We start from the raw sequence: 18,944 nt of genomic DNA, 5'->3' as shown, positions 1-18,944 counted from the left end.
GGCATTTTTGCGCGCAAGTGCTGCCGCGCTGTTTCGACGGCCTCGTGCCCGCGCGGGTCGTCGACAGACAGGCTATGCGGGCTTGTGTCCGGAATGCGCCTGACGGTCGCAATTCGGGCGAATTTGCTAGGGAAAAGCGCATTATTGCGCCTGCCGGGGCTGACCGGCGGTCGCCCTATCCTTTACTTGGCCTTGGCGCGGCTTAAAGTGCCGTGATTCGCAATGGAGCCGTCATGACCTCTTGGCTTTCGAGAAACGCCTGGCATTCGAAGAGCGCCTGGCATTCGAAAAGCGCTTGGCTTTCGAGAAGCGGGGCGAAGGTCGTTTTTCTCGCCGCCCTGATCGGTATCGGCTCGTCCGCAACCGGCGTCGCCAATGCAGCGCAGCCCAGCGGCACGGTCAAGTCGACGCATGGCGCGTGGTCGATCATCTGCGACACGCCGGCCGGCGCCACCTCGGAACAATGCGTGATGATGCAGAACGTCGTTGCCGAGGATCGCCCGGAAATGGGACTGTCCGTCGTCGTCCTGCGCACCGCCGACAACAAGGCCGAGATCCTGCGCGTGCTGGCCCCGCTCGGCGTTTTGCTGCCCAATGGCCTGGGCCTCAATGTCGACGGCAAGGATATCGGCCGCGCCTATTTCGTGCGCTGCTTCCAGGATGGCTGCTATGCCGAGGTCATTCTCGAAAAGCCGCTGCTCGATACGCTGAAGACCGGGACGTCGGCCACCTTCATCGTCTTCCAGACGCCGGAAGAAGGCATCGGCATCCCTGTCGACCTCAAGGGCTTCGCCGACGGTTTTGCCGCCCTGCCCTGAGCTTGAACCCTTCACGGCCGACCAGGCCAATGAATGGAACAAGAAATACCGCTGGGTGAAGGCCTTTTCGGGTGACGGGTCGAACTTCAAGATGGATGTCATGTTCAGGGGCGGGGTTACCCGCTCCTACCTCGAAGAGCAGTTCTCGAACTGGGATTCCATGACCAGCGACATCAAAGCGTTCGTGGACGAGAAGTAGGGCCCTAAAGCGCGTCGCGCTGAAACGGATTCGTACGACGCGCTTTAGGTCTTTTTGATGCATGTCGTTGTCCCAGAACCGCGGCACACTTCTGGGCGACATGCATTAGCGCTCGACTGTCCGGCTGCGGATCGTCATTGCGGATTGTGCAGGCGCGTCTTCGCGCCTACATCGTGGCAACACCATTCCTCTTGTGAGCGGACCTGCCATGAACAGCCTGACCGGCCAATTCGACATTTCAGACGATCGCATCAAGCGGATCGTCGCCGACACACTGAACGGCGCCGATGATGGCGAACTGTTCCTCGAATACAGCGAGAGCGAAGCGCTGATGTTCGACAATGGCAGGCTGAAGACCGCCAATTTCAACACCGACCAGGGTTTTGGCCTGCGCGCCGTGGCCGGCGAGGCCAGCGGCTACGCCCATTCCAGCGATCTTTCCGAGGCGTCGCTGCTGCGCGCCGCAGACGCGGTCTCGACCGTCAAGGGCGGCTATTCCGGCACGCTTGCCGCGGCGCCCGCGCGCACCAACCGCCATCTCTATGGCGAGGAGAACCCGATCCCCTCGCCTTCCTTCGAGGTCAAGGCCAAGCTGTTGCAGGAAATCGACGCATGGCTGCGCGCCGAGGACCCGCGCGTGCGCCAGGTGACGGCCTCGCTCGCGGCGTCCTGGCAGCATGTCGAGATCGTGCGCGCCGACGGCCAGATGGTGCGCGACATCCGCCCGTTGGTCCGCATCAACGTTTCCGTCGTCGTCGGCGACGGCGACCGCCAGGAAAGCGGCTCCTATGGCATGGGCGGGCGCAAGGCATTCGGCGAGTTCCTGGTCGAGGACGCCTGGAAGCATGCTGCCAGGGAGGCGCTCAGGCAGGCGCTGGTCAATCTCGAAGCCATTCCCGCGCCGGCCGGAACGTTCGACATCGTTTTGTCCAGCGGCTGGCCGGGCGTGATGCTGCACGAAGCCGTCGGCCACGGGCTGGAGGGCGACTTCAACCGCAAGAAGACCTCCGCCTTTGCCGGCCTGCTCGGCCAGCAGGTCGCCGCCAAGGGCGTTACCGTGGTCGATGACGGCACCATGCCGGAGCGGCGAGGTTCGCTGACTGTCGACGATGAAGGCACGCCTTCGGCCCGCAATGTGCTGATCGAGGACGGCAAGCTTGTCGGCTACATGCAGGACCGCCAGAACGCCCGGCTGATGGGCATGAAAGCCACCGGAAACGGCCGGCGCGAAGGCTATGCGCACCAGCCGATGCCGCGCATGACCAACACCTATATGACGGCAGGCGACATGGAGCCGGACGAGATCATCGCCTCGGTCAAGAACGGCATCTATGCCGTATCCTTCGGCGGCGGCCAGGTCGACATCACCTCGGGCAAGTTCGTGTTCGGCTGCACCGAGGCCTACATGATCGAAAATGGCAAGGTGACGCAGCCGATCAAGGGCGCCATGCTGATCGGCAACGGACCGGACGCCATGCACCGTGTGTCGATGATCGGCAACGACATGAAGCTCGACACCGGCATCGGCATGTGCGGCAAGGCCGGACAAGGCGTGCCGGTCGGCGTCGGCCAGCCGCATCTCAGGATGAACCAGATGACGGTCGGCGGCACCAGGGTTTGAGGATACGAATCCGGTCGGCTTGAATACCTTCCGCGATAGGGCTATCTTACGTTCGTCTTACGCAAAGGTCCTTCGCGATGGCTGCGACCGAAAAACTTATAACGACCGTCTCGACCAAGGGACAGGTAATCCTGCCCAGCGCTATCCGCAAACGGAGGCACTGGGGCGCGGGCACGCGCCTGCAGGTCGAAGACACACCGGACGGTGTACTTTTGAGACCGGCGCCTGCCTTTGCCCCGACACGACCAGAAGATGTCTTTGGTGTCCTGCCGCACAGTGGCAGACCGAAGACCTTGGAGGAGATGGACGCGGCCGTCCTTGCTGAAGCACGGCGGCGCCATGCTCGCGATTGATACCAACGTTGTCGTCAGGTATCTGACGAACGACGATCCCGAGCAGTCCCCGCGAGCCCGGCGGCTGATCGACGGTCAGCCCGTTTTCGTCGCCGTCACGGTGATCCTGGAGGCTGAGTGGGTGCTGCGCAGCGGCTATGGTTATGATCAGGCCTCGATCGTCAATGCACTGCGGGTGTTCGGCGGGCTTCCCACTGTCGAGATGGAGGATGCTGCGATCGTCTCTTCCGCGGTCGATCTAGCCGAGACAGGAATGGATTTCGCCGATGCGCTCCATCTGGGCAAGTCCTCGCAATGCTCAGCATTTGTGTCCTTCGACCGTAAGTTCATCAAGGCCGCACAAGCGGCCGGGTACGAAAGCGTTCGCGAAGGCTAGTTTGCCAGCCGGCTACGTCTTGCGGGGGGCGGCAAACTCAAGCACGGCCTTGTGAAAATCGGCGGATTAACGTCGCCGTTTCGGCTTCTCCAGCAGCGCCACGGCCTCGACATGCGGCGACCACAGGAACTGGTCGATGGGCGTGACGCTCTTCAAGATGTAGCCGCCGTCGATCAGGATGCGCAGGTCGCGTGCCAGCGTCACCGGATTGCAGGAGACGGCGGCGACGAACGGCACATCCGAGCGGGCGATCTGCTTCGACTGGTCCTCGGCGCCGGCGCGCGGCGGGTCGAAGACGACGCCATCGAAAGCATTCAGCTCCTTGAATGTCAGCGGCCGCCGGAACAGGTCGCGGCGTTCGCAGGTTACCCGCTTCAGGCCGGTGGCGAAGCGCGATCCGCGGTCGAGCGCCGAAAGAGCTGCCGCGTCGCCTTCGACCGCGTGGACTTCGGATTTGGCCGCCAGCCGAAGCGCAAAGCTGCCGCAGCCGGCGAAAAGATCCGCGACTTTCCTGGCCCGTTTCAGGTGTCCGCCAACGATATCGGCCATCGTCTGCTCGGCGGCTTGCGTTGCCTGCAGGAAGGCGCCAGGCGGTATAGCGACAGCGACTGTGCCGAACATGACCACCGGCTTTTTCGGCTCGATGACAATCTCGTCGTCGATCGAAAGCCGGGCAAAGCCATTGGCCATGATGAAGTTGGAGGCGACCCGGCGCTGGTTCTCGCCCAGCTTGCCCGAGTCATAGACAGCGACGTCAAGCCCCGAGCCCGTCACAGTGACCGCCATCCGGAACGATTTGGTGGTGGCGCAAACCAGGTCGGCGACCGACCTCAAACGATCGAGCGCGGCAACGATCTCCGGCAGCGAGATCGGACATTCCTCGATGGGGATGATTTCCGGCGACAGATGGCGATGGAAGCCAAGCAGCATGCCTGTGTTGGCGCGCCTGGCGGCAAGCACGACGCGGCGGCGTGTGTGTGGCGCACACGGCACCAGGGCGCCGATGTCGCCGGCAATGCCTTTCAAGGCGTGCACGACCTTGTCGCGTTTCCATTGCTGGTAAGCGTCGGCTTGCAGATGCTGGACGGCGCAGCCGCCACATTCGGTGAAATGCCGGCAGGCCGGATCGATACGCAGCGGCGACGTCTCCAATACCGCCATCAGCATGGCGCGATCCCTCTCGCGCGCGGCGGTGACGGTCTCGCCGGGCAGGGTGAAGGGAATGAACAGCTCGCCGGTTTCCGTCTCGGCGACGCCGTCGCCCTGCGAACCCAGTCTCTTGATGGTGAAGCCCGTGCTCATCGGTCCTTGGTCCCGGCATCCTTGATCCCGGCATCCTTGATCCCGGCAAGCAGGAATTCGCGGTTGCCGTCGCCGCCTTCGATCGGCGACATGTGCAGACCCAATGTACGCCAGCCAGGGACGCCTTCGAGCCATTCCTGCAGCAAGCCGGCCACACGGGCGGCGTCATAAGGGTCTTTCAACAGACCGCCCTTGCCGATCGCCTCGCGGCCGGCCTCGAATTGCGGCTTGACCAGAAACACCGCACGAGCGCCGTCCCGTGCCAATGCCAACGCCGGTGGCATCGCCAGTTTCAACGAGATGAAGCTGACGTCGGAGACGATGAAATCCGGGATGCGGCCGCCGAGATCGGCAGCCGTGAGCTCGCGAGCGTTGAGGCCCTCGATAACCGTCACGCGCGGGTCGCCCGCAATGTCGGGATGCATCTGGCCGTGGCCGACATCGATGGCCGTGACATGGGCCGCGCCGCGTTCGAGCAGCACCTGGGTGAAGCCGCCCGTCGAGGCGCCGATATCGAGGGCTTCACTGCCCGCGGGATCGAGACCGAAATGGTCGAGCCCGGCAATCAGCTTCAGCGCCGCGCGTGAGACATAACCCTGCGCCGGGTCGTCGATGACGATGAGACAGTGCGGCAGAACCGTCTGGCCGGGCTTGCGGGCGACCACGCCGTCGACCGTCACGGTGCCGCGCTCGACCGCGTCGCGGGCGCGCGAGCGGCTCGCAAACAGGCCGCGCTGGACGAGCAATTCGTCGAGCCGCTGGCGTGTGCTGGCTGGCAGAGGGGAGTTCATCGGCCTTCATGGCGAAAGCCGGCCGCGAAGGCAAGGACATTGGCATAGGAGGACGTCGAGACCCGGGCCGCAAGCCAGTCCGCCCGGTTGAATAGCGCAGCCAGTCCGGCAAGATGTAGAGGCTCAGGCAATGCGGAGGAAGACGAATGCTGACGGGAACCTGCCATTGCGGCGCCGCCCACTGGACCCTGGAAGGCGATCCCGGCCCGATCACGGCCTGCAATTGCACGCTTTGCCGCCGCTATGGCACACTCTGGGCCTATGACTTTGTCGACGAGCGTATCCGGCTTGTGGGGCCTGTGCAGTCCTACACCCGCGCTGGCAAGGAGACGCCGTCGCTGGAAATACTGTTTTGCCCGACATGTGCCTGGTGTGCTTGCCTGGCGCGGTTTGCGCCGCAGCGACAGCGGCCGCACGCGGATCGCCGTCAATGTCAGGCTGGCACCGCCGGAGGCGGTCGCCGACCTGCCGATCGACCATTTCGACGGGCTGGACACTTATGACGACCTGCCGCGCGATGGGCGCTGCGTGCGCGATATGTGGTTTTAGAAGATCGTCCGTGAGACCTGCCGTTCAACGGCCGGCATCAGGCCGTCGCTTCCGTCATCTGAAGCCTGCTTGCGCGGGCGCTCGACAGCAACGACTGGTGCGTCCGGCACGACGACAAGCTGCGGCACCTGCTTGTAGGAAAAAGCGCCCCTGATATCGCCCATCTTGCGGGCGACGATGCCTGCCACCGCCTGTTCGAGCTTGCGGTCATAGCGCGTCTCGGCCATGGCCGGCGCGGCGATGACGGCCAAAAGGGCCGCGCCGCACAGAAGCGTTCGCATTGTTTTTAACTCCCTGCCTGGAGAGTTCTAGCAGGGCGGCGTTGAAAAACGGCCAAAAGAGACGGTAAGCGAAACGCCAAAGAGAAGCGTTAACAAAGTGTCAGGCTTGCTCAGGCAACTGCTTCAGCTGCGTGAGGTTTGATTCAGGCGCGCTGCGCGCGCGCGGAATGGCCGAGCGCGACGAACACGGTGCGCACGATGCCGGCCGCGTCGAGCCCGGCATCGGCATACATTTTTTCCGGCTTGGCGTGGTCGGTGAACTCGTCCGGCAGCACCAGCGGCCGAACTTTCAGACCGCTTTCCAGCAAGCCTTCATGGGCGAGGAACTGCAGCACGTGGCTGGCGAAACCGCCGACAGCCCCCTCTTCCACCGTCACCAGCACTTCGTGCGAGCGGGCGAGACGGCGGATCAAATCCTCGTCCAGCGGCTTGGCGAAACGGGCGTCCGCAACCGTCGTCGAAAGCCCTGCCGCGCCGAGTTCCTCGGCCGCCAGCAGACAGTCCTGCAGTCTTGTGCCAAAGGACAGAAGCGCCACCTTGGTGCCTTCCCTGACGATGCGGCCCTTGCCAATTTCGAGCACCGAGCCGCGCTCCGGCATGTCGACGCCGACGCCATTGCCGCGCGGATAGCGGAAGGCGATCGGGCCTTCGTCATAATAGGCGGCGGTGCGCACCATGTGGCGAAGCTCCGCCTCGTCGGCGGCCGCCATCACCACGAAGCCCGGCAGCGTCGCCAGGAAGGTGGTGTCGAAGGCGCCGCAATGAGTGGCGCCGTCGGCGCCGACGAAACCGGCGCGGTCGATCGGGAAACGCACCGGCAGTTTCTGGATCGCCACATCATGGACGACCTGATCGTAGGCGCGCTGCAGGAAGGTCGAATAGATGGCGGCGAAGGGCTTGTAGCCCTCGCTGGCGAGGCCGGCGGCGAAGGTCACGGCATGTTGCTCGGCAATGCCGACATCGAAGGTCCGGGTCGGAAACGCTTCGCCGAACAAATCGAGGCCGGTGCCGTTCGGCATGGCGGCGGTGACGGCGACGATACGTTCGTCCAGGCGGGCTTCCTGGACCAGGCTTTCGGCAAACACCTTGGTGTAGGCCGGCGCATTGGCCGGGGCCTTGGTCTGCGCGCCGGTGATGACGTCGAACTTGTTCACGCCATGATATTTGTCGGCCGCAGCCTCGGCCGGCGCGTAGCCCTTGCCCTTCTGGGTCACGACATGGATCAGCACCGGACCGTCGGCATGGTCGCGGACGTTCTTCAGCACCGGGATCAGATGCTCGAGATTGTGGCCGTCGATCGGGCCGATATGGTAGAAGCCAAGCTCCTCGAACAGCGTGCCGCCGGTGACGTAGCCGCGCGCATGCTCGACCGCCCGCTTGATGGCGCGGTCGGCGCGCTTGCCGAGATAGGAGGTCAGCTTCTTGCCGAAATCGCGCAGGCCAAGATAGGTCTTGCCCGACGCGAGCCGCGCCAGATAGGCGCTCATGGCGCCGGTCGGCGGCGCGATAGACATGTCGTTGTCGTTGAGGATGACGATCAGCCGGGCATCAAGCGCGCCGGCATTGTTCATGGCTTCATAGGCCATGCCGGCGGACATGGCGCCGTCGCCAATGACGGCAATGACATTGTTGTGGCCGCCGGAGAGGTCGCGCGCCATGGCCATGCCGAGGCCAGCGGAAATGGAGGTCGAGGAGTGCGCGGCGCCGAACGGGTCGTATTCGCTCTCGGCGCGACGGGTGAAGCCGGACAGGCCGCCCTCCTGGCGCAGCGTGCGGATGCGGTCGCGGCGGCCGGTCAGGATCTTGTGCGGATAGGCCTGGTGGCCGACATCCCAGATCACGCGGTCTTCCGGCGTGTTGAAGACATAGTGCAGCGCCACCGTCAGTTCGACGACACCGAGGCCGGCGCCGAGATGCCCGCCCGTATGCGAGACGGCATCGATCAGCTCGGCGCGCAGCTCCGAGGCCAGCTGCGGCAGCTCGCTTTCGTCAAGCTTCTTCAGGTCGGCTGGAATGCGGACCTTGTCGAGAAGCGGCGTATGCAGCGTTGCGTTCACTGTTAAAGGGCCTGCTCAGCTATGATGCGCGTCGATCATGGCGAAATATGCCTGCGTCGCCGGAATGTAAATGCGTGTCAGTGACGCGGGTGATGCTGACGTTAATTGTCCGGTAACGGAATGAACTCTTCCTCGTCTCCGGGAACGATATCGAAGCGGCCCGTCTTCCATTCCTGCTTGGCCTGTTCGATGCGTTCCTTCGACGACGAGACGAAGTTCCACCAGATGTGGCGCGGGGAGCCGAGCGAAGCGCCGCCGAAGAGCATGAAATGGGCGCCGCGCTCGGACGACACGACGATCTCGTCGCCAGGCCGGAACACCAGCAGCCGTTCGGCCGGAAAGCGGTCGCCCGAGATCGAGACATCGCCGTCCAGCGTGTAGATGGCGCGTTCCTCGGCGTCGGCGGGAATTTTGACGCTGGCGCCGGGCGCCAGCCTCAGATCGGCGTAGAGCGTCTCGGTGTCGGCTCTTACCGGCGAGCGCAGTCCCTGGAAATCGCCGATCACCACGCGGCCGGAAACACCTTCGGCGTCGATCTCGGGCAGAAGGAGCGCGGCCGTGTTCTCGAACACCGGCGCCACTTCCTCCTTGCCGTCGGGCAAAGCCAGCCATGTCTGCAGGCCGGAGACCGACATCGGCGCGCCGCGCAGTTCTTCGGGCGTGCGCTCGGAATGGACAATGCCGCGGCCGGCGGTCATCAAATTCACGTCGCCGGGCTGGATGACCATCTCGGTGCCGAGCGAATCGCGGTGCCTGATATTGCCGTCGAACAGATAGGTGACGGTGGAAAGCCCGATATGCGGGTGCGGGCGCACATCCATCGCCTGGCCGGCGCGCAAGATCGCCGGCCCCATGCGGTCGAAGAAGATGAAGGGACCGACCAGCCGCCGCTTTGCCGTCGGCAGAGCGCGACGAACCTGGAAGCCGCCAATGTCCTTGGCGTTTGGAATGACCATGAGCTCGATCTGGTCGCTGGCGAAGGCATCGCCAGGCTCAGGGTCCTTGCCGGGGAAGAAACTCATCTGGATGTCCTCAGGCGAAGCGGAGCGCCGATTTGGCTTTTGCCTTGGCCGCCACCTCCTCACGATTGCGCGGATGATGCGTGGTTTCCAGCGAATGCAGCAATTCATGCGCCGATTCGGCGATCGCCTCGACGGCACGGTCGAAGGCTGCCTGGTTGCGCTGCGAGGGGCGCGTCGTTCCGCTCAGTTTGCGCACGAATTGAAGGGCGGCGTCGCGGATCTCGTCATGGGTCGCCGGCGGCTCGAAATTGAACAGGGTCTTGATGTTTCTGCACATGCTTGAACTCCTATCTGCTTTATGCCCGCCCCATTCCACTACTCCGCGTCGAGCGGCTCCGTTCCCACCGGTTTGCCATCACGCGACAGCCTGATCTTCTCGACCTTGTCTTCGGCCGCCTTCAGCAGCCGGTCGCAATGGGCCTTCAGCGCCTCGCCGCGCTCATAGATCTTGATCGATTGGTCGAGCGGCACGTCGCCGCGTTCCAGATCATCGACGATCTTTTCCAGCGCGTCGAGTGCCTGCTCGAAGCTCATCGCCTTCACGTCTTCATTTGCTTCGCCAGCCATACTTTACCCCTTCATCAGCCGCCCGACATGGGCGGCGACCGAAAATGCCAGTCCCTGCAGATCGTAGCCGCCCTCAAGCAGGCTGACGAGCCGGTTGCCGCTGTGGCGCCCGGCGCGTTCCAGCAACTGGCCTGTCGCCCAGTCGAAATCGTCCTCGCTGAGGTTGATCTCGGCCAGCGGGTCGCGATGGTGAGCGTCGAAGCCTGCGGAAATGATGATCAGATCGGGCGCGAAATTGTCGAGTGCCGGAAGGACGCGCGACAGCAAGGCATCGCGAAACATGTCCGAGCCGGTCTGCGGCGCCAGCGGCGCGTTGACGATGTTGCCGGCGCCGGTTTCGTTTTTAGCCCCGGTGCCGGGATAGAGCGGCATCTGGTGCGTCGAACAATAGAGCACCGAGGGATCGTCCCAGAAAATGTCCTGCGTGCCATTGCCGTGATGCACGTCCCAGTCGACGATGGCGACACGCTCGGCGCCGTGTTTCTTCTGCGCGTAGCGGGCCGCGATCGCCGCGGTGTTGAACAGGCAAAAGCCCATGGCCGTGGTCTTTTCGGCATGATGGCCGGGCGGACGCGCGGCGACGAAGGCATTGGCAACGCTGCCCTCGAAAACATCGTCGACGGCAGCGTTGGCCGCACCGATGGCAGTGAGCACCGCCTGCCAGCTTTTCGGGCTGGCGCTCGTGTCGGCGTCGATCGAGGCAATGCCGCTTTCAGGGATCGCGGCGCGGACGCGGGCGACGAAATCCTCGGGGTGGGCGTAGAGGATTGTGGCCTCGTCGCCTTGCGGCGCCGTTACCCGATCGAGTGCGGTGAAGGCCTCGTCGTCGAGCACGCGCTCGATAGCGCGCAAGCGGTCCGGCCGCTCCGGATGACCGGGGGGCGTCAGATGTTCGAGGAAGATCGGATGGGTGTAGAGCCTGGTGACCATGACCCGATATAGGCGCGCCCGGCCGCTTTGACCATGGTTTGACGCCGCACCGCCCCGACGTTCAACAGGGATTACACCCCGGGCGCCGGCTGCGTCCAGCGCGAGCCGCCGAAGGAGGCCAGCGCCTTATCCCTGAGTTCCCTGAACTTGGACGACCCCTCGGCCAGCCGCTGGTCCCATTCGGCGTTCGGCACCTGGCCTTCGATGGTCTTGAAATAGACCTGCATCAGGCAGGCTATGGCGAAGGGTTCGATGAAGGCCGCCTTGAAGGCCCAGGCAAGGAGGATGGCGAGCACGAAGGCCCAGCCGCCGAGCTGCCCCGGAATGAACCACATGATGGCGGCGGCCGGCGCCAGCATCAAAAGGAAGATGACGAAGGACACACCCCACATGATGACCGCCAGCCAGATGGCGTTCTTGACCATGGTCTTGCCGTTCTGGGCGTAGAGCACGACGCCTTGCCGGGCTGTCTCGAAGGGCGATGATGAATTGATGCGGATGTTGTAGCCGAGGATGATCTCGTCGACATAGGTCAGCGACAGGCGGATGACCGTATTGATGAAAGCGATCAGGCCGCCGAGACCCGGAATGGGCAGGAAGGCGGCGATGCCGCCGATCAGGCCGGTGATGGCGCGGATGGCGCCCTTGACCAGCTGGTCGACCACGAAAAGGATGTTGGCCTCGGCGAAACGCTCCTTCACCACGTCCTTGGCGTAGGCGATCTGGTCCTGCCCATTGGGAACGTCCCGGCCATCGATCAAATGGACCATGACGGCGATATGGCCGGCCTTGACGACATAGAGGATGTATTCGCGGATCCAGTACAGCGCGATCGAAACGACGCCGATGCCGACGATGCCGCCCCAGAGCGCAAAAGACAGCGGCCCGTCGGGATCGGTGGAGATGTGGCCGACGCCATAGCCGACCGAGGCGCCGCTGCCGGTCGCCACGATGTAGGCGAGCGTAATGCCGAAATAGACGATCATGCGAAAGACGATGAATGGCCATGTCCTGATCATGATGGACACCGACCTGCCGATTTCGAAATCCCACATGCGCCCGAATCTCCCCTCAGAGATGGACGGCGAGGATGAACCCGGGCCGGGAATTGTCAATCTCGGCAATGCCGGGGATCGGCTGGCGAGATTTCAGACCGGCTGCGAGTCCTGCTTTTTAAGCAAGCCTTCAAGCAACTGCTGGAAGGCCGCCACCACGGTCTTCGACGTGGCTTCGGGGTCGTTCGAATTGGCGATGCGCTGTGCCGCCTGGCTGCTGGCGCCGTTGATCAGCCGGGCGGCGGTTTCGGGGTCGACGCCGGGGACGACCACCCCCTCCTGCTGCAGAGCCGTCAGATGATCGGTCATTGAACCGACGCAGGCATTGGCATTCGGCCATTGCGCCGGATCGCCGAGCACAGCCGGACCGTCGCGAAACATGATGCGCTGGATTTCCGGCTCCAGCGCCATCTCGATATAGGTCGTGCATTCGTCGACGAAACGCTGCCAGCGGCTTGGCGCCCGCGACGCAATCTCATGGATGCGGACGGCCATCTCGCCATCGATTTCGGCGATGACAGCCTGCAGCAGGCCCTTCTTGTCGCCGAAATGATGGTAGAGCGCGCCGCGGGTCAGCCCGGCCGAGGCGGTGAAGTCGTCCATCGACGCCTCGGCATAGCCGATTGTGCCGAAAGCGTGGCGGGCCGCCGTGATCAGCTTGGCGCGCGTTTCGGCAATCATCTCCTTGCGGGGTCTGTGCATGGTTCTGGCCTTATTCACATACGCTTCGTATGCCAATTGACATACGCGGCGTATCGACTACCTATATTCATACGGACCGTATGTAATTGTCGAATTGGCCTTTGTCGAGGAACCAGCCATGCAAAACCCATACTCGGAAATCTTTGGTGCCCCTGGAGCCAAGGGGTTTGCCGCCGCGGGCTTCCTCGCGCGGCTGCCGATCGCCATGGCGCCGATCGGCATCGTGGCCATGCTCTCGCAGACGCGTGGCGAATACTGGCTGGCGGGAGCTGTCTCGGCGACGTTCGCGCTGAGCAACGCTTTCGTGGCGCCGCAGATATCACGGCTGGTCGATCGCCTCGGCCAGACGCGGATCGTGATTCCGACCACCATCCTCACCGTGCTCGCCTTCGCGGTGCTGATTGCCGCAGCCAATCAGGACTGGCCGGTGTGGACGCTGTTTGTGTCGGCACTGGCGGCCGCCGCCATGCCCAGCATGCCGGCGATGGTGCGCGCGCGCTGGACCGAGATTTTTCGCGGCCGGCCGCAGATGAACACCGCATTCGCCTTCGAATCGGCGGCGGACGAACTCGTCTACATTGCAGGCGCATCGCTGTCGGTGGGCTTGAGTGCCGCTCTGTTCCCGGAAGCCGGTGTCCTGGTCAGCACGCTATTCCTCGCCCTTGGCTCGGCAGCCTTCATCCTGCAGCGTTCGACCGAACCACAAGTGCGGCCGGTGAATCATGTCTCGAGCGGCTCGGCAATCCGGCTCAGGTCGGTGCAGATCATCACCTTCGCCCTGATCTTCGTCGGCGCCACCTTCGCGACCACGGAAGTGAGCACGGTGGCGATCACCAAGGAACTCGGCCAGCCGGGCGCCGCCAGCCTCGTCATCGGCGTCTATGCGCTGGGATCGTTCGTGCTCGGCCTTATCGTCGGCGCGCTCAACCTGAAAGCGCCGCTGCAGCGCCAGTTGGCCCTCGCGGTCGCCCTCGTTGCGCTCGGCACGCTGCTGCCGCTCACCGCCGACACGGTGCCGCTGCTGGCGCTGACCGTTTTCATCAGCGGCGTGGCGATCTCGCCAACCTTCATCACCGCCTTCGGCCTGATCGAACGCCACGTGCCGGAAGCGATGCTGACCGAAGGCATCACCTGGGTGATGACAGGCATCGGCATCGGCATGGCGCTCGGTTCGTTTGCCGCCGGTGCGGTGGTGGATGAATTCGGCGCCCGCAACGGGTTCTGGGTCTCGGTGGCGGCCGGCGTCATCGCATTGGTGACGGTGTTGCTGGGCCAGCGCAGCCTGGCCACCCGCGCCTGCGAGCTGGACGGCTGCGGTGCAGCCGCCGTTCCCGCGGAATAAACGCACAAGCGTCCGGTCGGGAACGCGGATCGGACGCAGCTTCTCCAAAGGAGCGCGGCTCCCTACGACTGTTCAAGCCTCTTGCGGATCTCGTTTCCATCGAGAACGACAACAGGACTTCCCAGTGTCTCAACCATATCCGGGTTCAGATGGGGTATGGTTTCAGCGCGCCCGACCATCGGCGGACATTCTCCGGCGCAATACACGACCGAGCTGGTGACACGCAGGATTTTCCACAGCGCTTCGTAGAGGCGCGGATCGTCGGGCGGCCGCGCGACGGTGAAGCCTGAACATCGCGAGGCATCGCCGGGGTCGAAATTGAGATAGAGGTCGGCCGACGACGCATCGTCATAGGCGACGACCCAGCAGGTGAATTCAGGTTCACGCCTGGTGACGAACGGCGCGAAGGCATCCTCGACGATCGATGTGGGGAAGTAGCTCTCTTCGCCATCTTCAAAGCAATTGAGATAGGCCTCGAAGCTCATCCGACCGCCCCCTGTCCCCTAGAAAATCTCGGTCTTGGCGATATGAATGCCAAAGCCCTCAAGCCCGACATAGTGGCGTTCGCGCGAGGCGATCAAATTGATCGAGGAGATGCCGAGATCCTTGAGAATCTGCGCGCCGAGGCCGATTTCTCGCCACTCGTTCTCACGGCGGCGGGCCTCTTCGTGGTCCTCACGGTCGGCACTCATCGGCCGGTTGCGCTCCTGATGGGCGACGCCGACCGAACCCTCTCGGAGGTAAACGATGACGCCGCGCTTGCGTTCGCCCATCGCCTTCATAATGGCGTCGAGCCGGTGGCTGGTGCCGAACACGTCGGTCACCACATCCTCCGAATGCAGCCGCACCGGCACGTCCTCGCCGTCACGGATGTCGCCGAAAACGACCGCGACATGGTGCATGGAATCCCAGGGCAGCGTGTAGGTGAAGACCTGTGCCTTGCCGCCGAGTGTGTCGATTTCGGAGCAGGCGACGCGTTCGACCAGCGTTTCCTTGCGCTGCCGGTAGGCGATGAGGTCGGCGACCGAGACCTGCTTGAGGCCGTGTTCCTCGGCAAAGCTCGCCACCTGCGGGCCGCGCTTGACGGTGCCGTCGTCATTGACCAACTCCGAGATCACGCCAACCGGCGGCAGGCCGGCAAGCTTGCAGAGATCGACCGCGGCTTCGGTATGGCCCGAACGCATCAGCACGCCGCCTTCCCTAGCGATCAGCGGGAAGATGTGGCCGGGGCGAACGAAATCCGAACCGCCGACATTGCCGTTGGCCAGGTTGCGCACGGTCAGCGTGCGGTCCTCGGCCGAAATGCCGGTGGTGGTGCCATGCTTGAAATCGACGCTGACGGTAAAGGCCGTGGTGTGGGCGGAATCATTGTCGGCGACCATCGGCTGCAGATTGAGCCGCTTGGCCTCCTCGCGCGGCATCGGCGTGCAGACGATGCCGGAGGTGTGACGGATGATGAAGGCCATTTTCTCCGGGCTGCAATGCACGGCGGCAACGATCAGGTCGCCCTCGTTCTCACGCCCGTCATCGTCCATGACGACGACGATCTCGCCGCGCTCGAAGGCGCGGATGGCTTCGACGATTTTCTTCTGATCGTATGGCATTGGCTCGCTTCGCTCGCAGGGAATAGGGGTTGGGCAGTAGGAGTTAGGGAAGGAAGTACGGGCTGGCTTATTGCCTAATCCCTACTGCCTAATCCCCGGCCTGTCTGTCCCCGGTGCCGCAGATAATGGTCGGCGATGGCGCAGGCAACCATGGCTTCGCCGATCGGCACGGCGCGGATGCCGACGCAGGGGTCGTGGCGGCCCTTGGTCATGACGTCGACGTCGTTGCCGTCCTTGTCGATGGATTTGCGCGGCGTCAGGATCGACGAGGTCGGCTTGACGGCGAAGCGGGCGACGATCGCCTGGCCGGTCGAGATGCCGCCCAGAATGCCGCCGGCATTGTTGGACAAGAAGACCGGCTTGCCGTCATTGCCGATGCGCATCTCGTCGGCATTCTGTTCGCCGGTGATGCGGGCGGCTTCGAAACCGTTGCCGATCTCGACGCCCTTGACGGCGTTGATCGACATCAGGCCGGACGCGATGTCCTGGTCGAGCTTGGCGTATATCGGCGCGCCAAGGCCGGCCGGCACGCCGTCGGCGACGATCTCGATAACCGCGCCGACCGAGGAGCCGGATTTGCGGATGCCGTCGAGATAGCTGGTGAAGACCGGAACGGAGGCCGGATCGGGGGTGAAGAACGGGTTTTCGGCGTCACCGATGAAATTCCAGTTCCAGTTGGCGCGGTCGATCGATTTCTCGCCCATAGACACCAGCGCGCCGCGCACCACCATGCCGGGCACCACCTTACGGGCGAGCGCGCCGGCGGCCACGCGCGCGGCCGTCTCGCGGGCCGAGGAGCGGCCGCCGCCGCGATGGTCGCGCAGGCCGTATTTGACGTCATAGGTGTAGTCGGCGTGGCCGGGCCGGTACTGGCGGGTGATCTCGCCATAGTCCTTGGAGCGCTGGTCGACATTCTCGATCAGCATCGAGACGGGCGTGCCGGTGGTGATCATCGTCTCGCCGTCCTCGTCGAGGATGAAGCCGGATAGCACGTTCACCTCGTCCGGCTCGCGGCGCTGGGTCACAAAACGCGACTGGCCGGGACGGCGCTTGTCGAGTTCGGCCTGGATTTCGGCCCGTGTGAAGCGGATGCCGGGCGGGCAGCCGTCGACGACACAGCCGAGCGACGGGCCATGGCTTTCGCCCCAGGTGGTGACGCGGAAGAGATGGCCGAACGTGTTGTGAGACATGAATTTTAGCCCTGCCCGGCAGCGGAGCCGGATCAAGGGTGCGTTCTATTGGCGTTTTCCACAGCGGTCAAACTGTGATCCGGCGGTTTTAGTTTTGACACATTCGGTTGGTTTCTGCTCTCTTCCATCCGCCCGTTGAAAGCTCGCCGCCATCCGTGCAGGCGCAATGACAAAGAGGACGACGATGCGTACCCTGATTGGCGCTGCTGCCGCCATGTTGCTGATTTCCACCGCCGCCTATGCCGGCCAGACCGAAGGCCTGATCAAGAAGGTCGACAAGGACGCGCTGACGCTGACGCTGGAGGACGGCAAGTCCTTCAAGCTCAACGCCGAGACCGATCTCGATTCGCTAAAGCCGGGCATGGATATCGTCATTGCCTATGACGTGACGAATGGCGAGAACGTCGTCACCGACATGGAACTGCCCGACACCGAGTAACACCGACGCCGAACAGGGTCTTGCCGCTCGGCGGAGCCCTGCCCGGATAAACAGGACGGTCGTCCTGTTTTTATCTGCTCGAACCTAAAGCCAATCCAGACGCCCGTCCTGCAGCCTGAGCACCCGGTCCTGCCGCACTTCCAGGTTTGCCGCTTCATGTTCGGAAACACCTTCGACCATCCGAAACAGAGTCCGCACGACGCCACCATGCGTGACGCAGACCGTCTGGCGGTCGAGCGCCTCGAACCACGGCTTCACCCGTTCGAGCAGCATCTGGTAGCTTTCGGCGCCCTCGCCCGGCGGCTGGAAATTCCATTTGTTGCGTCGTCGCGCCTTCGCCGAGCCCGGCATTCGCGCGTCGAGTTCGGCATAGGTAAAGCCCTGCCAGTCGCCAAAGTGCACCTCGACCAGACGCGGGTCGGTGCGGTAGGCATCGGGATCGAGCTGCATCGCCAAGCGCAGCCGCTGCATCGTCTCGCGCGTCCGCTTCATCGGGCTGGCGACAAAGTCGAAATCCTCAGGATTCTGGATCAGTTCGGCCAGCCGCCGTCCATTGCGGGTCGCCTGCTCGCGGCCGAGCGCGTTGAGATCGGTGTCGGCCTGGCCCTGCAGCCGCGACTCGGCATTCCACTGCGTCTGGCCATGGCGCACGATGTAGACGAGCGGAACCATCAGGTCTTCCGGAAATCAGGACAGGCGGGCGGAAACCGCGGCAGAACTATTCCTTGACGGTCGAAATATCCGGCGCGTCGACCGCCTTCATGCCGACGACGTGATAGCCGGAATCGACATGGTGCACCTCGCCGGTGACGCCACGCGACAGGTCCGACAGGAAATAGACGGCGGAATCGCCGACTTCTTCCTGGGTGACGGTCTGCTTCAGCGGCGAATTGTATTCGTTCCACTTGAGGATGTAGCGGAAGTCGCCGATGCCCGAAGCAGCCAAGGTCTTGATCGGCCCGGCCGAGATAGCGTTGACGCGGATCTTCTTGCCGCCGAGGTCGACGGCGAGATAGCGCACGCTGGCTTCGAGCGCGGCCTTGGCGACACCCATGACGTTGTAATGCGGCATGACCTTTTCGGCGCCGTAATAGGTCAGCGTCAGCAGCGAGCCGCCATCGGTCATCAACGCTTCGGCGCGCTTGGCGATGGTGGTGAAGGAATAGACCGAAATGTCCATGGTGCGCAGGAAATTGTCGCGCGTCGTCTCGACATAGCGTCCGGTCAGCTCGTCCTTGTCGGAAAAGGCGATGGCATGGACGAGGAAGTCGAGCTTGCCGCCCCAATGCTTGGCGACATTGGCAAACACCTCGTCGAGGCTCGCCGGATCAGTGACATCGCAATGACCGGCGACAAAGGCGCCCAATTCCGCAGCCAGCGGCTCGACGCGCTTCTTGAACGCCTCGCCCTGATAGGTCAGCGCGATCTCGGCGCCATGGTCGACGCAGGCCTTGGCGATGCCGTAGGCAATCGATCTGTTGTTGGCGACGCCCAGTATAAGGCCGCGCTTGCCGGCCATAAGGCCCTGTCCACCCGCCATGTCAGCGCTCTCCGAAAGATTTTCTGCTTTGGAGTGCCTATCGCACAGGCAGAAAGGCGCATCAAGCGCAGACGGGGCGCGCGTTCAATTCAGACACTCGGCGTGACAACGAATGGGGGATAATAACGTTGTTGTGAGATTTGAACGCCTCACTGCGGCCAGCGCGCCTTGATGGCCCAGGCCCGCCCGACCAGCCGAATCGGCTG

Annotated in this window: 22 protein-coding genes and 1 pseudogene; 8 read left to right on the top strand and 15 right to left on the bottom strand. The window is 63.7% G+C overall.

The genetic code is table 11. The features are described from left to right. Window positions 1–233: 233 nt before the first annotated feature. The 5 genes from NKJ57_RS24190 to NKJ57_RS24170 all read left to right on the top strand — a co-directional run bounded on the left by NKJ57_RS24190 (window position 234) and on the right by NKJ57_RS24170 (window position 3,367). Entirely contained in the window at window positions 234–818 is a 585-nt protein-coding gene (locus NKJ57_RS24190) for an invasion associated locus B family protein (RefSeq protein ID WP_023668422.1), read from the top strand. Continuing rightward, entirely contained in the window at window positions 802–1,017 is a 216-nt protein-coding gene (locus NKJ57_RS24185; RefSeq protein WP_352512899.1) for a YbjN domain-containing protein, read from the top strand. Before NKJ57_RS24190 ends, NKJ57_RS24185 begins: the two co-directional genes overlap by 17 nt. A 208-nt stretch (window positions 1,018–1,225) precedes the next feature. After that, a complete protein-coding gene (gene tldD / locus NKJ57_RS24180; RefSeq protein WP_352512900.1) occupies window positions 1,226–2,638 on the top strand; it encodes a metalloprotease TldD in 1,413 nt (470 codons plus the stop codon). A gap of 77 nt (window positions 2,639–2,715) precedes the next feature. After that, window positions 2,716–2,991 carry an AbrB/MazE/SpoVT family DNA-binding domain-containing protein gene (locus tag NKJ57_RS24175; protein ID WP_352512901.1) on the top strand — a complete coding sequence of 92 codons (276 nt, stop codon included), beginning with the start codon at window positions 2,716–2,718 and terminating at the stop codon, window positions 2,989–2,991. Further along, window positions 2,978–3,367, top strand: coding sequence for a type II toxin-antitoxin system VapC family toxin (locus tag NKJ57_RS24170; protein WP_352512930.1), 390 nt, complete (start codon window positions 2,978–2,980; stop codon window positions 3,365–3,367). The genes NKJ57_RS24175 and NKJ57_RS24170 overlap by 14 nt, the downstream gene beginning before the upstream one ends. A 66-nt stretch (window positions 3,368–3,433) precedes the next feature. On the opposite strand, the gene NKJ57_RS24165 is transcribed toward NKJ57_RS24170, so the two are convergent. Both NKJ57_RS24165 and NKJ57_RS24160 read right to left on the bottom strand, forming a co-directional pair. Then, entirely contained in the window at window positions 3,434–4,669 is a 1,236-nt protein-coding gene (locus NKJ57_RS24165) for a class I SAM-dependent RNA methyltransferase (protein WP_352512903.1), read from the bottom strand. Beyond that, window positions 4,666–5,460 (bottom strand): TlyA family RNA methyltransferase, encoded by a 795-nt coding sequence (locus NKJ57_RS24160; RefSeq protein WP_352512905.1) that lies wholly within the window; start codon window positions 5,458–5,460, stop codon window positions 4,666–4,668. Before NKJ57_RS24160 ends, NKJ57_RS24165 begins: the two co-directional genes overlap by 4 nt. Before the next feature lie 146 nt (window positions 5,461–5,606). Here NKJ57_RS24160 and NKJ57_RS24155 point away from each other — a divergent pair. Then, window positions 5,607–6,009, top strand: a pseudogene (locus tag NKJ57_RS24155) (GFA family protein). On the opposite strand, the gene NKJ57_RS24150 reads toward NKJ57_RS24155, so the two are convergent. The 8 genes from NKJ57_RS24150 to NKJ57_RS24115 form a co-directional block, all read right to left on the bottom strand. Then, on the bottom strand, window positions 6,006–6,290 hold the full coding sequence (locus NKJ57_RS24150; RefSeq protein ID WP_023668429.1) for a hypothetical protein: 285 nt from the start codon (window positions 6,288–6,290) through the stop codon (window positions 6,006–6,008). The pseudogene NKJ57_RS24155 and the gene NKJ57_RS24150 sit on opposite strands and share 4 nt — an antisense overlap. Before the next feature lie 143 nt (window positions 6,291–6,433). Beyond that, complete coding sequence (dxs, locus tag NKJ57_RS24145; RefSeq protein ID WP_023685414.1) at window positions 6,434–8,347, bottom strand: 1-deoxy-D-xylulose-5-phosphate synthase; 1,914 nt, start codon at window positions 8,345–8,347, stop codon at window positions 6,434–6,436. Window positions 8,348–8,448: 101 nt separating this feature from the next. Then, the gene (locus tag NKJ57_RS24140) at window positions 8,449–9,369 is read right to left on the bottom strand and encodes a pirin family protein (RefSeq protein WP_023685413.1); all 921 of its coding nucleotides are present in this window, start codon (window positions 9,367–9,369) and stop codon (window positions 8,449–8,451) included. A gap of 10 nt (window positions 9,370–9,379) precedes the next feature. Next, window positions 9,380–9,646: a DUF2277 domain-containing protein gene (locus NKJ57_RS24135; RefSeq protein ID WP_023668432.1), complete on the bottom strand. Its 267-nt coding sequence runs from the start codon at window positions 9,644–9,646 to the stop codon at window positions 9,380–9,382. 38 nt (window positions 9,647–9,684) lie between these two features. Beyond that, complete coding sequence (locus NKJ57_RS24130) at window positions 9,685–9,936, bottom strand: exodeoxyribonuclease VII small subunit (protein WP_023668433.1); 252 nt, start codon at window positions 9,934–9,936, stop codon at window positions 9,685–9,687. 3 nt (window positions 9,937–9,939) lie between these two features. Further along, window positions 9,940–10,866: a histone deacetylase family protein gene (locus NKJ57_RS24125; protein WP_352512907.1), complete on the bottom strand. Its 927-nt coding sequence runs from the start codon at window positions 10,864–10,866 to the stop codon at window positions 9,940–9,942. 71 nt (window positions 10,867–10,937) lie between these two features. Next, complete coding sequence (locus NKJ57_RS24120) at window positions 10,938–11,921, bottom strand: hypothetical protein (protein ID WP_023685411.1); 984 nt, start codon at window positions 11,919–11,921, stop codon at window positions 10,938–10,940. 93 nt (window positions 11,922–12,014) lie between these two features. Further along, window positions 12,015–12,623, bottom strand: a complete 609-nt coding sequence (locus NKJ57_RS24115) for a TetR/AcrR family transcriptional regulator (protein ID WP_023685410.1) — start codon at window positions 12,621–12,623, stop codon at window positions 12,015–12,017. A gap of 118 nt (window positions 12,624–12,741) precedes the next feature. Here NKJ57_RS24115 and NKJ57_RS24110 point away from each other — a divergent pair, with 118 nt between their 5' ends. After that, window positions 12,742–13,965: an MFS transporter gene (locus NKJ57_RS24110; protein WP_023716104.1), complete on the top strand. Its 1,224-nt coding sequence runs from the start codon at window positions 12,742–12,744 to the stop codon at window positions 13,963–13,965. Between the two features lie 62 nt (window positions 13,966–14,027). Here NKJ57_RS24110 and NKJ57_RS24105 read toward each other — a convergent pair whose 3' ends face one another. From NKJ57_RS24105 to aroC, 3 genes are all read right to left on the bottom strand, one after another. Further along, window positions 14,028–14,450 (bottom strand): hypothetical protein, encoded by a 423-nt coding sequence (locus tag NKJ57_RS24105; RefSeq protein ID WP_023685408.1) that lies wholly within the window; start codon window positions 14,448–14,450, stop codon window positions 14,028–14,030. Between the two features lie 18 nt (window positions 14,451–14,468). Next, a complete protein-coding gene (gene ribB, locus NKJ57_RS24100) occupies window positions 14,469–15,569 on the bottom strand; it encodes a 3,4-dihydroxy-2-butanone-4-phosphate synthase (protein WP_023685407.1) in 1,101 nt (366 codons plus the stop codon). 74 nt (window positions 15,570–15,643) lie between these two features. Continuing rightward, complete coding sequence (gene aroC, locus NKJ57_RS24095) at window positions 15,644–16,759, bottom strand: chorismate synthase (RefSeq protein ID WP_352512908.1); 1,116 nt, start codon at window positions 16,757–16,759, stop codon at window positions 15,644–15,646. A gap of 184 nt (window positions 16,760–16,943) precedes the next feature. On the opposite strand from aroC, the gene NKJ57_RS24090 reads away from it, so the two are divergent. After that, window positions 16,944–17,198: a DUF1344 domain-containing protein gene (locus NKJ57_RS24090; RefSeq protein ID WP_023685405.1), complete on the top strand. Its 255-nt coding sequence runs from the start codon at window positions 16,944–16,946 to the stop codon at window positions 17,196–17,198. A gap of 84 nt (window positions 17,199–17,282) precedes the next feature. Here the strand turns inward: NKJ57_RS24090 and NKJ57_RS24085 are convergent, their stop codons facing one another. Both NKJ57_RS24085 and fabI read right to left on the bottom strand, forming a co-directional pair. Continuing rightward, a complete protein-coding gene (locus NKJ57_RS24085; protein WP_023685404.1) occupies window positions 17,283–17,870 on the bottom strand; it encodes a histidine phosphatase family protein in 588 nt (195 codons plus the stop codon). Between the two features lie 46 nt (window positions 17,871–17,916). Then, on the bottom strand, window positions 17,917–18,738 hold the full coding sequence (gene fabI, locus NKJ57_RS24080) for an enoyl-ACP reductase FabI (protein ID WP_023727494.1): 822 nt from the start codon (window positions 18,736–18,738) through the stop codon (window positions 17,917–17,919). Window positions 18,739–18,944 lie beyond the last annotated feature (206 nt).

The organism is Mesorhizobium sp. M0077, from assembly GCF_040322955.1.
Taxonomy (GTDB): Bacteria; Pseudomonadota; Alphaproteobacteria; order Rhizobiales; family Rhizobiaceae; genus Mesorhizobium.
Note: the sequence above shows the minus strand (reverse complement) of the source record. Positions and strands in the feature narration are given on the sequence as shown.

What these genes read in the sequence shown, in the direction of transcription:
- ribB (WP_023685407.1), bottom strand. Translation starts at nt 15,569, where the DNA reads ATGCCATACGATCAGAAGAAAATCGTCGAAGCCATCCGCGCCTTCGAG.
- NKJ57_RS24175 (WP_352512901.1), top strand. Translation starts at nt 2,716, where the DNA reads ATGGCTGCGACCGAAAAACTTATAACGACCGTCTCGACCAAGGGACAG.
- NKJ57_RS24115 (WP_023685410.1), bottom strand. Translation starts at nt 12,623, where the DNA reads ATGCACAGACCCCGCAAGGAGATGATTGCCGAAACGCGCGCCAAGCTG.
- NKJ57_RS24105 (WP_023685408.1), bottom strand. Translation starts at nt 14,450, where the DNA reads ATGAGCTTCGAGGCCTATCTCAATTGCTTTGAAGATGGCGAAGAGAGC.
- NKJ57_RS24085 (WP_023685404.1), bottom strand. Translation starts at nt 17,870, where the DNA reads ATGGTTCCGCTCGTCTACATCGTGCGCCATGGCCAGACGCAGTGGAAT.
- fabI (WP_023727494.1), bottom strand. Translation starts at nt 18,738, where the DNA reads ATGGCGGGTGGACAGGGCCTTATGGCCGGCAAGCGCGGCCTTATACTG.
- NKJ57_RS24150 (WP_023668429.1), bottom strand. Translation starts at nt 6,290, where the DNA reads ATGCGAACGCTTCTGTGCGGCGCGGCCCTTTTGGCCGTCATCGCCGCG.
- NKJ57_RS24140 (WP_023685413.1), bottom strand. Translation starts at nt 9,369, where the DNA reads ATGAGTTTCTTCCCCGGCAAGGACCCTGAGCCTGGCGATGCCTTCGCC.
- NKJ57_RS24170 (WP_352512930.1), top strand. Translation starts at nt 2,978, where the DNA reads ATGCTCGCGATTGATACCAACGTTGTCGTCAGGTATCTGACGAACGAC.
- NKJ57_RS24125 (WP_352512907.1), bottom strand. Translation starts at nt 10,866, where the DNA reads ATGGTCACCAGGCTCTACACCCATCCGATCTTCCTCGAACATCTGACG.
- NKJ57_RS24165 (WP_352512903.1), bottom strand. Translation starts at nt 4,669, where the DNA reads ATGAGCACGGGCTTCACCATCAAGAGACTGGGTTCGCAGGGCGACGGC.
- NKJ57_RS24135 (WP_023668432.1), bottom strand. Translation starts at nt 9,646, where the DNA reads ATGTGCAGAAACATCAAGACCCTGTTCAATTTCGAGCCGCCGGCGACC.
- tldD (WP_352512900.1), top strand. Translation starts at nt 1,226, where the DNA reads ATGAACAGCCTGACCGGCCAATTCGACATTTCAGACGATCGCATCAAG.
- aroC (WP_352512908.1), bottom strand. Translation starts at nt 16,759, where the DNA reads ATGTCTCACAACACGTTCGGCCATCTCTTCCGCGTCACCACCTGGGGC.
- NKJ57_RS24110 (WP_023716104.1), top strand. Translation starts at nt 12,742, where the DNA reads ATGCAAAACCCATACTCGGAAATCTTTGGTGCCCCTGGAGCCAAGGGG.
- NKJ57_RS24160 (WP_352512905.1), bottom strand. Translation starts at nt 5,460, where the DNA reads ATGAACTCCCCTCTGCCAGCCAGCACACGCCAGCGGCTCGACGAATTG.
- NKJ57_RS24090 (WP_023685405.1), top strand. Translation starts at nt 16,944, where the DNA reads ATGCGTACCCTGATTGGCGCTGCTGCCGCCATGTTGCTGATTTCCACC.
- NKJ57_RS24120 (WP_023685411.1), bottom strand. Translation starts at nt 11,921, where the DNA reads ATGTGGGATTTCGAAATCGGCAGGTCGGTGTCCATCATGATCAGGACA.
- NKJ57_RS24130 (WP_023668433.1), bottom strand. Translation starts at nt 9,936, where the DNA reads ATGGCTGGCGAAGCAAATGAAGACGTGAAGGCGATGAGCTTCGAGCAG.
- NKJ57_RS24190 (WP_023668422.1), top strand. Translation starts at nt 234, where the DNA reads ATGACCTCTTGGCTTTCGAGAAACGCCTGGCATTCGAAGAGCGCCTGG.